This is a genomic window from Paenibacillus sp. J2L1-98 (assembly GCF_056269405.1).
This window is the reverse complement of record NZ_JBWDNW010000001.1, coordinates 152163-165442: the sequence shown is the minus strand read 5'-3', so window position 1 is coordinate 165442 and position 13280 is coordinate 152163. Positions and strand designations below refer to the sequence as shown.

General features: G+C 47.7%; 12 protein-coding genes. 11 read left to right on the top strand and 1 reads right to left on the bottom strand.

The window, feature by feature from the left end:
• The first annotated feature begins 14 nt into the window (after window positions 1–14).
• From AC0YNZ_RS00770 to pduL, 10 genes are all read left to right on the top strand, one after another.
• Window positions 15–1265, top strand: a complete 1251-nt coding sequence (locus tag AC0YNZ_RS00770; protein ID WP_475824857.1) for a competence/damage-inducible protein A — start codon at window positions 15–17, stop codon at window positions 1263–1265.
• Window positions 1266–1521: 256 nt separating this feature from the next.
• Complete coding sequence (gene recA / locus AC0YNZ_RS00765; protein ID WP_475824856.1) at window positions 1522–2574, top strand: recombinase RecA; 1053 nt, start codon at window positions 1522–1524, stop codon at window positions 2572–2574.
• 79 nt (window positions 2575–2653) lie between these two features.
• Window positions 2654–3358, top strand: coding sequence for a RecX family transcriptional regulator (locus AC0YNZ_RS00760; RefSeq protein ID WP_475824855.1), 705 nt, complete (start codon window positions 2654–2656; stop codon window positions 3356–3358).
• Between the two features lie 181 nt (window positions 3359–3539).
• Window positions 3540–5084 carry a ribonuclease Y gene (gene rny, locus AC0YNZ_RS00755; RefSeq protein ID WP_475824854.1) on the top strand — a complete coding sequence of 515 codons (1545 nt, stop codon included), beginning with the start codon at window positions 3540–3542 and terminating at the stop codon, window positions 5082–5084.
• 89 nt (window positions 5085–5173) lie between these two features.
• The gene (locus AC0YNZ_RS00750) at window positions 5174–5968 is read left to right on the top strand and encodes a TIGR00282 family metallophosphoesterase (RefSeq protein WP_475824853.1); all 795 of its coding nucleotides are present in this window, start codon (window positions 5174–5176) and stop codon (window positions 5966–5968) included.
• A gap of 138 nt (window positions 5969–6106) precedes the next feature.
• Window positions 6107–6367: a stage V sporulation protein S gene (locus AC0YNZ_RS00745; protein ID WP_006036664.1), complete on the top strand. Its 261-nt coding sequence runs from the start codon at window positions 6107–6109 to the stop codon at window positions 6365–6367.
• Between the two features lie 113 nt (window positions 6368–6480).
• Window positions 6481–7422, top strand: a complete 942-nt coding sequence (locus AC0YNZ_RS00740) for a dipeptidase (protein WP_475824852.1) — start codon at window positions 6481–6483, stop codon at window positions 7420–7422.
• Window positions 7423–7604: 182 nt separating this feature from the next.
• The gene (locus AC0YNZ_RS00735) at window positions 7605–9362 is read left to right on the top strand and encodes a 2-oxoacid:acceptor oxidoreductase subunit alpha (protein WP_475824851.1); all 1758 of its coding nucleotides are present in this window, start codon (window positions 7605–7607) and stop codon (window positions 9360–9362) included.
• A complete protein-coding gene (locus AC0YNZ_RS00730) occupies window positions 9340–10206 on the top strand; it encodes a 2-oxoacid:ferredoxin oxidoreductase subunit beta (RefSeq protein ID WP_475824850.1) in 867 nt (288 codons plus the stop codon). The genes AC0YNZ_RS00735 and AC0YNZ_RS00730 overlap by 23 nt, the downstream gene beginning before the upstream one ends.
• A gap of 91 nt (window positions 10207–10297) precedes the next feature.
• A complete protein-coding gene (pduL, locus tag AC0YNZ_RS00725) occupies window positions 10298–10873 on the top strand; it encodes a phosphate propanoyltransferase (protein WP_475824849.1) in 576 nt (191 codons plus the stop codon).
• An 83-nt stretch (window positions 10874–10956) separates the two neighbouring features.
• Here pduL and AC0YNZ_RS00720 read toward each other — a convergent pair whose 3' ends face one another.
• A complete protein-coding gene (locus AC0YNZ_RS00720; protein ID WP_475824848.1) occupies window positions 10957–12450 on the bottom strand; it encodes an MDR family MFS transporter in 1494 nt (497 codons plus the stop codon).
• A 187-nt stretch (window positions 12451–12637) separates the two neighbouring features.
• On the opposite strand from AC0YNZ_RS00720, the gene AC0YNZ_RS00715 reads away from it, so the two are divergent.
• Window positions 12638–13240, top strand: coding sequence for a TetR/AcrR family transcriptional regulator (locus tag AC0YNZ_RS00715; protein ID WP_475824847.1), 603 nt, complete (start codon window positions 12638–12640; stop codon window positions 13238–13240).
• Window positions 13241–13280 lie beyond the last annotated feature (40 nt).

Here is a 13280-nt window from a genome sequence, read left to right as displayed (position 1 = left end):
GGGAACCCAAAATTATGAAAGCAGAAATCATCGCGGTCGGAACGGAGCTGCTGCTCGGCCAAATCGTAAATACGAATGCGCAATTTTTGTCACAGAAGCTTGCCGGATTAGGTATCGACGTTTATTTTCAAACGGTTGTCGGAGACAATTCTGAGCGGCTGCGGCAAGCGATAGAAATAGGAAGAAGCCGGGCTGATTTGCTAGTCTTTACGGGGGGACTCGGACCGACGCAGGATGATCTTACGAAGGATGTTTTAGCAGAATATTTGAACCGTAAGCTCATTATTCACGAGCCTTCGATGGCGCAAATCGAGGAAATGTTCAGCTCACGCGGCATCCATATGGTCGAAAGCAACCGCCGGCAGGCGTTAATGATCGAGGGCGGTGAGCCGCTCGAAAATATGACGGGACTAGCCGTAGGCAACGGTTTGTCTGTAGACGGCACTCTGTATTTGCTTCTTCCAGGGCCGCCGCGCGAAATGAAGCCGATGATGGATGGCGCTGGCGAGGTATGGCTGCGTTCCGTGCTGGGGGAGACAAAGCCGCTTTATTCGCGGATACTGAAATTCGCGGGGATTGGAGAGTCGAACCTAGAAGCGAAGCTGCTTGATTTGATTGACGGTCAGGTAGACCCAACCATTGCCCCTTATGCGAAGGAAGGCGAGGTTTCCATTCGGGTATCCACCAAAGCGGGCACACCTAATGAAGCGGATCAGAAAATCGATAAAACGCTCGAGAAGATCAAGGAACGTGTAGGCGAGCATTTATACGCACAACAGGATATCCCGATCGAAGAAGAGGTTGTACACCTGCTGAGAGCCTCAAGGCGCAAGCTGGCGAGCGCGGAAAGCTGCAGCGGGGGTTTGTTTGCCGAACTTATTACAAACGTTCCTGGAAGCAGTGGAGAGTATGTAGGAGGGGTTGTCACCTACACCAATATAATGAAGCATCATTTGCTTAGCATTCCGATGACGCAGCTTGAGGGGGAAGGTGCGCCCGGCGCCATTAGCGATTCGACTGCTGCATTGATGGCGGAGCGGGTCAGAGAACTTGCGGACGCTGATTTTGGCGTTTCCTTGACAGGAGTTGCGGGACCGTCAGAATCCGAGGGCAAGCCTGTTGGGCTTGTTTATGTAGGTATCGCAGAGCGCGGCAAGAAGGCCGTCGTTCATACCTTGAACCTAAGCGGAGGCAGAAGCATGATTAGGCTGCGTGCCGTCAAGGTTGCTTTATATCGTCTATGGCTGGCGCTGCAAGGGCGTTAAGGAAACGATATCGAATGGCTGAAGTCTACCGTTTCCGAGGAAATTCGATAAAATAAATAATATTTGTCAAATGTCGACTTTCAGGTTATAATTAATTATAGTTACCGGAAGAACCGTGGCGAAGATTACTTTGCTGCGGTTTTTTTATGTCCATTTGATGGGGAAACAAAAGGCGAATGTATGTTCGAAAAAATGCTTGTCATCCCATCGGAAAAAAGGTATCATAACATTATAAATAAAGAAGGATGTGAGTTTCTTGTCGGATCGTCGCGCTGCACTAGAAATGGCTTTGCGTCAAATTGAGAAGCAATTTGGTAAAGGCTCCATCATGAAATTAGGAGAATCCACACACATGCAGGTAGAGACCGTGCCTAGCGGTTCCCTTGCTCTAGATATCGCATTAGGAATAGGCGGCTTGCCGCGTGGACGTGTTATTGAAATATATGGACCGGAATCTTCCGGTAAAACGACAGTTGCACTTCATGCAATTGCAGAGGTTCAACGAATTGGCGGACAAGCTGCTTTTATCGATGCAGAGCATGCGCTAGATCCGCTTTATGCAAACAAGCTTGGTGTTAATATTGATGAACTTTTGCTTTCACAGCCTGATACGGGCGAGCAAGCCTTGGAAATCGCTGAAGCACTCGTACGCAGTGGCGCTGTTGATATCGTCGTAATTGACTCCGTTGCGGCGCTTGTACCGAAAGCGGAAATTGAAGGCGATATGGGTGATTCTCACGTAGGTCTTCAAGCACGTCTGATGTCACAGGCTTTGCGGAAGCTTTCGGGGGCAATCAGCAAATCGAAGACGATTGCGATCTTCATCAACCAATTGCGTGAAAAAGTAGGCGTTATGTTCGGTAACCCCGAGACAACGCCAGGCGGACGCGCTTTGAAGTTCTACTCCAGTGTACGTCTTGACGTACGCCGTATCGAGACATTGAAGCAAGGTAATGATATGGTCGGTAACCGTACCCGTATTAAGGTCGTTAAGAACAAAGTTGCTCCTCCGTTTAAGCAAGCGGAGATCGACATTATGTACGGCGAAGGAATTTCCAGAGAAGGTACGCTTGTCGATATGGGCGTAGAGATGGATATTGTGCAGAAGAGCGGAGCATGGTTCTCTTATAATGGGGAGCGCCTTGGCCAAGGCCGCGAGAATGCGAAGCAGTATTTGAAGGATCACAAGGATATCGCTGAAGTCATCGAAAAGCAGATTCGTGAAGCGAGCAACCTGTCGGCTGCAGCAACTCAGGCTAACTTTAAGGCTGAGGAAGAAGACGACGAGGAATTCGAAGATCTGGAATAAATTTATTTGATCATATACTTACTGATGCTTCGCCGTCCCATTAGGGGCGGCGATGCTGTGTTTAGAGAGGATGTACAGTGTGGTCCATAGCAATCTAAGCGATGTCGAAGAATGGATGATCTTATCTGTTCGACAGGACAAGAAGGAACGAAAATTGTATCATCTCTTTGCTGATTCTGAGAAAGCGATGCTATCGGTGCATGAAGACATATTGATCCGTTTCCGACTGACGAAGGGGCAAATATTAACGGAAGTTCAAATGGAAGAAATACGAATGGAAGATGAACGGTACCGTGCTTATGTGCTGGCCATCGCTTATTTGGGCGCAAAGCCGCGAACAAGAAAGCAAATCGAGCAATATTTAAATCGCAAATTGTTTGAGGCTGACAATATTCAATATGCGCTTGACCGTTTAGAAAGGGAGCATATTGTGGATGATGAACAATATGCACGTATGTTTGCTATCGGCCGGCTTAGAAACAGCTTGAAGGGGCGTCGCTTTATCAAACAGGAGCTGCAGCTGCGAGGCGTGTCGAAAGAAGCCGCAGCGGAAGCAACCGATTCATTAGACCGCAAGGTAGAGCTGGCGTCAGCAAAAAAGGCTGCTGAAAAGAAATGGCGCTCTTTAAAAGGAGAGCCGGTAGACCGAAAGCGCAAGCTAATGGGCTATTTAATGCGTAGAGGCTTTCCAGGAGATATCGTGAAGGAAGCGCTAAAGTCGATCGATCTGAATGGGGAAGACGATGTATTCGAGGAAGATGATGGGCTTTTGCTTGACAATTGATTTTACGAAACGATAAAATGAGGTTGTATTCCTTCAATTTTGAATCAATTTTCCTTCCAAAAGTTGATTCAAAACGATTATTTTCGTCAAATTAGTAAATGTTGAAACGGTTTGTAGCCGGTTGAAAACCTAATATCATCCCAAGCAGTGCCTTGGTGTATGCAGCAAGGAGGTGAAACAGATGCCTAATGAGGTCATTTGGATCTTGATCTGTCTCTTTGTTGGCGCAATTTTCTTTGGGATTGGTTATTTTATTCGAAAGTCGATTGCCGAGGCCAAAATTTCAAGCGCTGAGCAAGCTGCTGTCCAAATCGTAGAAAATGCGAAGAAAGAAGCGGAAGCTCAGAAGAAAGAAACCGTGCTAGAAGCAAAAGATGAAGTCCACAAACTTCGTTCCGAAGCTGAGAGAGACATTCGTGAACGACGCAACGAGGCTCAACGTCAGGAAAGACGTTTGCTCCAAAAAGAGGAGTCGCTGGATAAAAAGTTAGAAGCACTAGAACGCAAAGAAGAAACTGTAGCCAACAAAGAAAAACGGATCGAAGAAACGCAAGAGCAGATTGATTCCATTTACAAGCAGCAGCTTAGTGAATTGGAACGCATATCGGGTCTGACAACGGAAGACGCGAAATCGATCATTTTATCCAATGTTGAACAGGAAGTACGACATGAAACAGCACAGATGATTAAAGAGATCGAGCAGCAAGCGAAAGAAGAGGCCGACAAGAAAGCCCGTGATATTATATCACTCGCTATTCAACGTTGTGCGGCTGATCATGTGGCTGAGACGACGGTTTCCGTCGTAACATTGCCGAATGAAGAAATGAAAGGCCGTATTATTGGGCGTGAAGGCCGAAATATCCGAGCTTTGGAAACATTGACTGGTATCGATCTCATTATCGACGATACACCGGAAGCGGTCATTTTGTCTGGTTTCGACCCGATAAGACGCGAGATTGCCCGCACTTCTTTGGAAAAGCTTGTGGCTGACGGTCGTATCCATCCTGCCCGCATTGAAGAAATGGTTGAAAAATCTCGTAAAGAAGTGGACGAGCGAATCCGTGAATATGGTGAGCAAGCTACTTTCGAGGTTGGCGTTCATGGCTTGCATCCGGATTTAATTAAGATTTTAGGTCGATTGAAGTACCGGACAAGTTATGGTCAAAACGTATTGAAGCACTCCATGGAGGTTGCTTACTTGACTGGCTTGATGGCTGCAGAGCTTGGCGAAGATATAACGCTGGCAAAGCGTGCAGGATTGCTGCATGATATCGGTAAAGCGCTGGACCACGAAGTGGAAGGCTCACACGTTGAAATCGGTGTTGAGCTTGCTAAGAAATACAAGGAGCATCCTGTCGTTATTAACAGTATTGCCTCCCACCACGGTGATACGGAAGCGACTTCTGTTATTGCGATGCTCGTAGGAGCGGCTGATGCATTATCGGCTGCACGTCCGGGGGCTCGTCGCGAAACGCTTGAAACGTACATTAAACGACTGGAGAAGCTTGAAGACATTTCCGAATCGTTTGAAGGCGTTGAGAAATCGTATGCGATCCAAGCTGGCCGCGAAGTGCGCGTCATGGTGCAGCCAGAAAAAATCGACGATACGGAAGCATTCCGCCTCGCACGAGATATTACGAAAAAAATCGAGAGCGAACTCGATTATCCGGGTCATATTAAAGTCACGGTTATTCGGGAAACACGCGCGGTTGAATATGCAAAGTAATCAACAAAAAAATATCAGCTTTACAGAAAAGTGGCTGCTTGTTAGCCACTTTTCTGTTTGCAGGCGTACAAAAAAGGAAGTGTAATGACATGAATGTATTATTTATCGGCGATATCGTAGGGAACGTAGGAAGAAGTGCTTTAAAGCGTGTGCTGCCAGCTCTTAAAAGTAAATATAACCCTCATATAATCATTGCAAATGGCGAGAATGCGGCTGCAGGCAGAGGGATTACGGCAACAATTGCGAAGGAATTTTTCGAATGGGGTATTCATGGCATAACGATGGGTAACCATACGTGGGATAATAAAGATATTTTTGAATGGATCGATGACGAACCCCGCCTTGTTCGCCCGGCGAATTATGCAGAAGGCGCTCCTGGACAAGGCATGGCCTTTATCAAAGCCGGAGGAAAACAGCTGGCCATTATCAATTTGCAAGGCCGTACGTTTTTGCCGCCGATCGATTGCCCTTTCCGCAAGGCAGATGAGCTGATCGAAGAGGCTAGAGAGCACACGCCAAACATTTTGGTTGATTTTCATGCGGAAGCAACCTCGGAGAAGATCGCGATGGGCTGGCATCTGGACGGCAGAGCATCGATTGTGCTTGGAACACATACGCATGTACAAACGAATGACGATACGATTTTGCCTGGAGGAACGGCTTACATAACCGATGTTGGCATGGTTGGTCCTAAGGAAGGCGTACTAGGCATGGAGCGCAATGCAGTATTGCATAAATTTATTACGCAGCTGCCGGTCCGTTTTGTGGTGGATGAAGGAAAATGGCATTTGCATGCTATTTCCGTTCAGATCGATGAAGCAACGGGACAAGCGCGCAAAATTGAGAAAATCCGTCTCACAGAGGACGAATGGCTTCTGATGTAATGCTTGGAATCTTTGAAAAGTTCCGACAATTCAGAACAGTTTGTGAATAAGTGGAATAAAAGCAGGAATTTTTTAATCTCCCTCGAATACTATTTAAAAGTGGAATCCATCCAACAGTCCAAGGGGAGGTACTTTTTTATGGATGTATTAAAAGTTTCAGCAAAGTCCAATCCAAATTCCGTTGCAGGTGCGCTCGCAGGCGTTCTTCGTGAACGTGGCGGTGCGGAACTGCAGGCCATTGGTGCTGGTGCGTTAAACCAAGCGATCAAAGCAGTCGCGATTGCTCGCGGATTTGTCGCTCCCAGCGGGGTGGATTTAATTTGCATACCGGCTTTTACTGACATTGTTATTGACGGGGAGGATCGAACAGCAATCAAATTGATTGTTGAGCCTCGGTAGCAAGTCCAAGCGGCGCTAATGCATCAGCCAATTGGATAAAAGGAGAGGGTTCGCCTGTTTACGTCGTAGACAGGTTTTTTTGCTGCGAGTCAAACAAATGGTGAGGTGTCTCTATGAAAGTAGTCGATTTTCATTGCGATGTGCTCTGCAAGCTGCTGCTTGATGAGGATTTAAATTTTCAAGGAAGCAAGGCTGGCCGTTTAGATGTTACATACGAGCGCCTGAAGGCAGCAGGAACTGTTCTGCAAACATTCGCGATCTACATACCGCAATCTATGAACGGAAGATTAGAGCCTGTTTTGGAGAGCGTGGATCGCTTTCACCAAATGGTATTATCGTGCGAGGACATGATTTGGGTAAGAACGGCTCAGGATTTAGACGATTGTATCCGGGACGGAAAAATCGGAGCGCTTTTGTCGCTGGAAGGTGTCGATGGACTTCAAGGTCAAATGTCTCTGCTTCGGACCATGCATCGATTAGGCATTCGCGCAGCGGGAATGACCTGGAATCATGCGAACTGGGCTGCAGACGGTGCTATGGAGCCGCGCGGCGGAGGCTTGTCAATAAAAGGCAGAATGTTTGTAGAAGAATGTGATAAATTGGATATACTATTAGATGTATCCCATTTGTCCGAGCGGGCGTTTTGGGAGGTGGCCGAGCTCTCGCAAAGACCAATTATCGCCTCTCACTCCAATGCAAGATCGATATGTGATCATCCGAGAAATTTAACAGATGCCCAGATTGAGAAATTAATTGCGAAGCAAGGGCTGATCGGGGTCACATTCGTTCCCTGGTTTGTATCGAACGCGGAGGTCGTAGTCATCGATGATTTGCTTCGTCATATCGAGCATATCTGTGAGCTTGGCGGAGAATCCCATATAATGCTCGGCTCTGATTTTGATGGAATTGATCGTTATATAGAAGGATTAACGCATCCAGGAGAGCTTTTCTCGCTTCAGGAAGCGCTGCTGAAAAGGTATTCCGAGCGGCAAACCGAGCAGTTTATGTCTGGGAACGCACTTCGTTTTTTGAGAAAGAGCCTCCCGATTGCATAAGGGCTGTTCGATCTATTTGCGGTATGGAAACAATCGAAACAAACTATGTTTTGTTTAAGCGTTTACATCTTGATTTTTGTTAGTGTGAGTTTTAAAATTGTTGTGACTGTTATGACTTATATTATATAATTGCTTGATGATATGAATATTTGCACGTTCTAGAAAAAGAGGAGTTGGGCATTTTGATCAGTCAATTGTCTTGGAAGATCGGGGGACAACAAGGCGAAGGCGTCGAAAGTACGGACCGGATCTTTTCCACGGCGCTTAATCGCTTGGGTTATTATTTATATGGATATCGACACTTTTCCTCGAGGATCAAGGGCGGACATACTAATAATAAAATACGCATTAGTACGAAACCGATTCGCGCTATTTCGGATGATTTGGATATTCTAGTTGCATTTGACCAAGAAAGTATCGATCTGAATGCAAAGGAACTTCGTCTCGGCGGCGTTATTGTCGCTGATGCTAAATTTAATCCAACCATACCAGAAGGTATAGAAGCAAGATTGTTTGCCGTTCCTATTACAGCAATGGCTGAGGAGCTGGGCACGTCATTAATGAAAAACATGGTTGCTTCAGGCGCATCCTGGGCGCTTCTTGGACTGCCGCTGGAAGTATTCAATAAAGCGGTTGAAGAAGAGTTCGGACGCAAAGGCGCAGCTATCGTTGAGAAGAATATTGAAGCGGTTAAACGCGGTGCTGAGTTTGTGCTGGAGCAAGCGGGCGGACCGCTGGATGAGTTCAAGCTTGATGAGGCTGACGGGCAGCAGAAGCTGTTCATGATCGGCAATGAGGCTATCGGTCTTGGCTCTATAGCGGCAGGCTGCCGTCTGATGGCCGCTTATCCGATTACGCCTGCTTCCGAGATCATGGAATATCTGATCAAGAAGCTTCCTAAATTCGGCGGTACGGTCGTACAAACCGAGGATGAAATTGCAGCGGTAACAATGGCAATCGGCGCAAACTATGCAGGCGTTCGCACGATGACGGCATCCGCGGGTCCTGGCCTCTCGCTAATGATGGAGGCGATCGGTCTTGCTGGCATGACGGAAACACCGCTTGTGATCGTGAATACGCAGCGGGGCGGTCCATCGACTGGATTGCCGACAAAGCAAGAGCAGTCAGACCTGAATGCAATGGTTTACGGTACGCATGGGGAAATTCCGAAAGTCGTTATCGCGCCGGCATCGATTGAAGACTGCTTCTACGATACGATTGAATCCTTTAACTTGGCTGAACAATACCAAGTTCCGGTTATTTTGATGACGGATCTGCAGCTATCGCTTGGTAAGCAATCATGTGAAGAACTGGATTACAATAAAATTGAAATCAAGCGCGGCAAGCTGGTCGAAAATGTACCTGCTCTTGAAGGCCATGATTTGTTTAAGCGGTATGAGCTTACGGAGGACGGCATCTCCCCTCGCGTCTTGCCTGGCGAGAAGGGCGGTCTGCATCACGTAACAGGCGTTGAGCATGATGAGACGGGGCGTCCCTCGGAAAATGCATTGAACCGTCAGAACATGATGGATAAGCGGCTTGGCAAGCTGAACGATATGTATATTCGTGACGCAATCCGCGTCGACGCGCCTTTTGATACGCCGGAATTGCTTATTATCGGCATGGGTTCGACCGGTGGTACGATAGACGAGGCTAGGAGCCTGCTTGCGCAGGAACAGATATCGTCAAACCACATAACGATTCGCCAAATTCACCCGTTCCCTACGAAGCTTCTGCTTCCTTACTTGCAAAATGCGAAAAAAGTGATCGTCATCGAGAACAACGCTACGGGTCAGCTAGCAGCCCAAATCAAAATGAACGCAGGCTTTGCAGATAAAATAGAAAGCTTGCTTAAATATGACGGCAATCCGTTCTTGCCTTCCGACGTTCACAAAGCTTGTAAGGAGTTGAGTTTAGATGGCAACATTCAAAGAGTTTAGAAATAATGTAAAGCCCAACTGGTGCCCAGGCTGCGGAGATTTCTCCATTCAAGCGGCAATTCAACGTGCGGCTGCTAACGTAGGGTTAGAGCCTGAGCAGCTTGCGGTCATCTCGGGTATCGGCTGCTCCGGACGGATTTCCGGCTACATTAATGCATATGGCTTCCATGGCATACATGGTCGTGTGCTTCCAATCGCTCAGGGCGTTAAGCTTGCTAACCGCGAACTAACGGTTATCGCATCCGGAGGCGACGGAGACGGGTTCGCAATCGGCATGGGTCACACGGTTCACGCCATTCGCCGTAACCTGAACGTCACCTATATCGTGATGGATAACCAAATTTACGGATTGACGAAAGGTCAAACCTCGCCGCGCAGCGCCGAGGGCTTTAAAACGAAATCGACGCCTGAAGGCTCGATTGAGTCGACGCTTTCGCCGCTCGAAATTGCATTGTCCGCAGGCGCGACGTTCGTTGCCCAATCGTTCTCCAGCGATTTGAAGCAGTTGACGAGGCTAATTGAAGAGGGGATCAACCATGAAGGCTTCTCCCTTATCAACGTATTCAGCCCATGCGTTACGTTCAACAAAATTAATACTTACGACTGGTTCAAAGAAAATATCGTCAACCTGGAGCAATTCCCGGACTACGATCCATCGAACCGCGTGCAAGCGATGAACAAGATCATGGAAACGAACGGCATGCTCACTGGTCTTATTTATCAGAATAAAACGCGTAAGTCCTACGAGGATCTCGTGACCGGCTTCAAGCCTGAGGGTCTGTCTAAGCAGAACATCAAGATTACCCCGGAAGAATTCGGGAAGCTTGTTGCCGAATTTAAATAAGCGGTATGACCAGCATACGGCCGATAGGCCGTATGCTTTTTCAATCGACTGGAGCGGCAGGTCGATTATTACATAGCAGGAGAGTGACAGCATGATAAATAGAGAAGTACCAATCGGCGTATCCGCAAGACATATTCACTTATCACAGGAGCATGTCGGGCTGTTGTTCGGCCAAGGTTACGAGTTAACGGAAATGAAGCCCCTATCCCAACCGGGTCAATATGCAGCGAATGAAACGGTCGCTGTTGTCGGACCAAAAGGGAGTTTCGCTAAAGTAAGAATTCTCGGTCCTGCCCGTAAGCAGACTCAGCTCGAGGTATCGCGTACGGATGCATTTGCGCTCGGCGTTAATCCACCTGTACGGGAATCCGGCGACACGAAAGGCTCAGCTGGCATTAAGCTCCAAGGGCCTGCCGGCGAGGTAACAATAGAAGAGGGCGTAATCGTAGCGGCAAGGCATATACACTTCCACACGAGCGATGCTGAGCGGTTTGGCATAGCAGACAAGCAGTCGCTCAAAGTTCGCTTTGCCGGTGAGCGCGGCGTCGTATTCGAAAATGTAGTCGCGCGCGTATCCGAGCAATTTGCGCTCGATATGCATATCGATACCGATGAAGCGAATGCGGCGGGCGTGAAAAACGGCGATATCGCAGAAATCATAGATTAACCGTTAAAAAAAGACTGCTCTCAGGTCGTCAGAGACGATTTGAAAGCAGTCTTTTTTATAGAGCAGCTGGTAAGTAAGAGCGGTTAATGACCCATCATCATGGACACTTCAGGCTTCTCTTCCGGATTCGTGCTTTGCTCTTGTTTCGGTCTGCGAAGCAATAATGCGACAATGGCGCCAGCGATTGAAACGGAAGCTAGGATGAAGAACGTATCCCCATAGGAGGAATAGATGACGTTTGGTCCTGGATTTGTTGTGCTGTAGTGTTCTATTCTGCTGGCCAGTATAGTCGACAAGCCGGCGATTGCGAAGGAGGTCATTACCTGCTGTGCTGCTGCTGTTAAAGAGGTTACACGGCTAACAAGCTCTTTAGGAGCTGACTGCATGATGTGCGTATTAAGCGGCATCATCGACAGGCCCATGCCCGCGCCAAGCATGGAAAGTGGTATCATAAGCGTAAGAATAGTCGTATCCGCAGAAATTTGGCTAAGTATGATGCCTGCAAACGTAACGATAGCTAAGCCGGTAATGACGACGGGACGCGCTCCAAAACGGTCAAACAGCTTACCGCCGATCGGCATGAATATACCTGCTGCAACTGCTTGCGGAAGCAGGATTAGACCCGTTTCAAATGCAGAGTAGTTTTTGGCGATTTGCAGGAAAATGGGAACAAGGAACAACGTACCGAATAAAGCGATTTGTACGATCCATTGCAAAACGATACCGCGGGTGAAATTGCTTGATTTGAAAACGCGAAGCTCAAGCAATGGTTCTTTACGGCTAAGCTCCACGATTATGAATATAATTAGCGCGATACCGCCAACGATCATACCCGTCAATGCTGCTGGTGAAGTCCAGCCGCTGCCTGCTCCGCCCTCTCCGCCGCCAGCTGAGCTTACGCCGTAAGCAAGCATGGCGAACGCCAGAGGCGCAAAAATGATACCTAAGAAATCAAGAGCGGGTACGCGTTTCCGTTCGACATTAGGCAATGTGCGAAGTCCGACGATAACAGCAACTACGCCGATCGGAAGATTGATAATAAAGATCCAATGCCAAGATACATAATCTACGAGCCAGCCGGCCACAACAGGGCCAAGAGCAGGTGCCAGAAGCATCGGAATACCGATCATGCCCATCACCGCGCCTTGCTTGCCCGGAGGGCTTAGTCTAAAGGTAAAGGCCATAGCGATTGGTGCAACCATACCGCCGCCAAGACCTTGGATGATCCGGAATACGATAAGCTGCTCTGCTGTTGTGGCAAGAGCGCATAGACCCGATCCGAGCGTAAACATAATGATCGAGAACAAGAAAACCTGTTTCGCCCCGAATCGGTCGGACATCCATCCAGCAAGCGGAATAACGGCGGCTTGCGCAAGCGCGTAGCCCGTTATCGTCCATTGAACGAGAGACATGGAGCTTTTGAAATCAGCCATTAATCCAGGCATAGCGACATTCATTGCGGTACCGTCCAAAATAACCATAAACATACCGACTATTATGGCGATGAGCGGCGCGATAATATTGCGAATCGACATCGGATCGCCAGCGGGTGCTCCTTTTTGTGAAGCTGAAGCCATATCATTTCCTCCTATCCGTATATAGGGGTCTATTCTTCCTCTTATTGACCTGTGCTAACTTGTCAGGATACAATAAAAAGATGACCGCATCTATGTGCGGACAATTGTCCGCACTACTGAATCATAAAGACGAATTGAGCAATTGTCAATCGTTTATTTGTTAACGCGGAAAAAGGAGACAGAAACGATGACTGCACCAGAAAACGGCAGAACGAAACAAGAACTAAGCAAAGCGATACTGCATACTGCTAATCACTTGTTTACGGAGCATGGGGTAGAATCGGTCAGTATGCACCAAATAGCCAAATCGGTTGGCATTGGACAAGGCACCCTTTACCGGAGGTATTCTAATAAAGGCGATTTGTGCATGGATATGATGAAAGAGAACTTCGACATCTTTATCAGCGAGATCGATGAATATTTAAAAGCCGCAGCGCAGCAGACCGTGCAGCAGCGACTAAGCGGAGTCATGCGCAAAATTATCGCATTCATCGATAAGGAATCGAAATGGCTGGGCGTTATGCAATCCTATAATAAAACGGAAGATCATAAAGCCGATTTTTTTCAATCGCCGCCGTATCAATATTTACACAATGTGCTTAGCAGCTTATTTAGAGAGGCTGTCGAGTCAGAGCAGGTGCATAAGGTTGATCCGGCCTATACGGCCCATTCTTTTATAGCTGTGCAATCGCCGCATACGTACAGGCATCTGCGGCATGTGATGGGTTATACGTGCGAAGAGATTCAAGACCGATTTTGTTTGACCTTTATTGACCCTCTATTCCGTTAACTGGTATAATACTGAATTGGGCTATCTGAACAAGCAACTA

What these genes read in the sequence shown, in the direction of transcription:
- AC0YNZ_RS00770 (WP_475824857.1), top strand. Translation starts at nt 15, where the DNA reads ATGAAAGCAGAAATCATCGCGGTCGGAACGGAGCTGCTGCTCGGCCAA.
- rny (WP_475824854.1), top strand. Translation starts at nt 3,540, where the DNA reads ATGCCTAATGAGGTCATTTGGATCTTGATCTGTCTCTTTGTTGGCGCA.
- AC0YNZ_RS00750 (WP_475824853.1), top strand. Translation starts at nt 5,174, where the DNA reads ATGAATGTATTATTTATCGGCGATATCGTAGGGAACGTAGGAAGAAGT.
- AC0YNZ_RS00745 (WP_006036664.1), top strand. Translation starts at nt 6,107, where the DNA reads ATGGATGTATTAAAAGTTTCAGCAAAGTCCAATCCAAATTCCGTTGCA.
- AC0YNZ_RS00740 (WP_475824852.1), top strand. Translation starts at nt 6,481, where the DNA reads ATGAAAGTAGTCGATTTTCATTGCGATGTGCTCTGCAAGCTGCTGCTT.
- AC0YNZ_RS00730 (WP_475824850.1), top strand. Translation starts at nt 9,340, where the DNA reads ATGGCAACATTCAAAGAGTTTAGAAATAATGTAAAGCCCAACTGGTGC.
- pduL (WP_475824849.1), top strand. Translation starts at nt 10,298, where the DNA reads ATGATAAATAGAGAAGTACCAATCGGCGTATCCGCAAGACATATTCAC.
- AC0YNZ_RS00720 (WP_475824848.1), bottom strand. Translation starts at nt 12,450, where the DNA reads ATGGCTTCAGCTTCACAAAAAGGAGCACCCGCTGGCGATCCGATGTCG.
- AC0YNZ_RS00715 (WP_475824847.1), top strand. Translation starts at nt 12,638, where the DNA reads ATGACTGCACCAGAAAACGGCAGAACGAAACAAGAACTAAGCAAAGCG.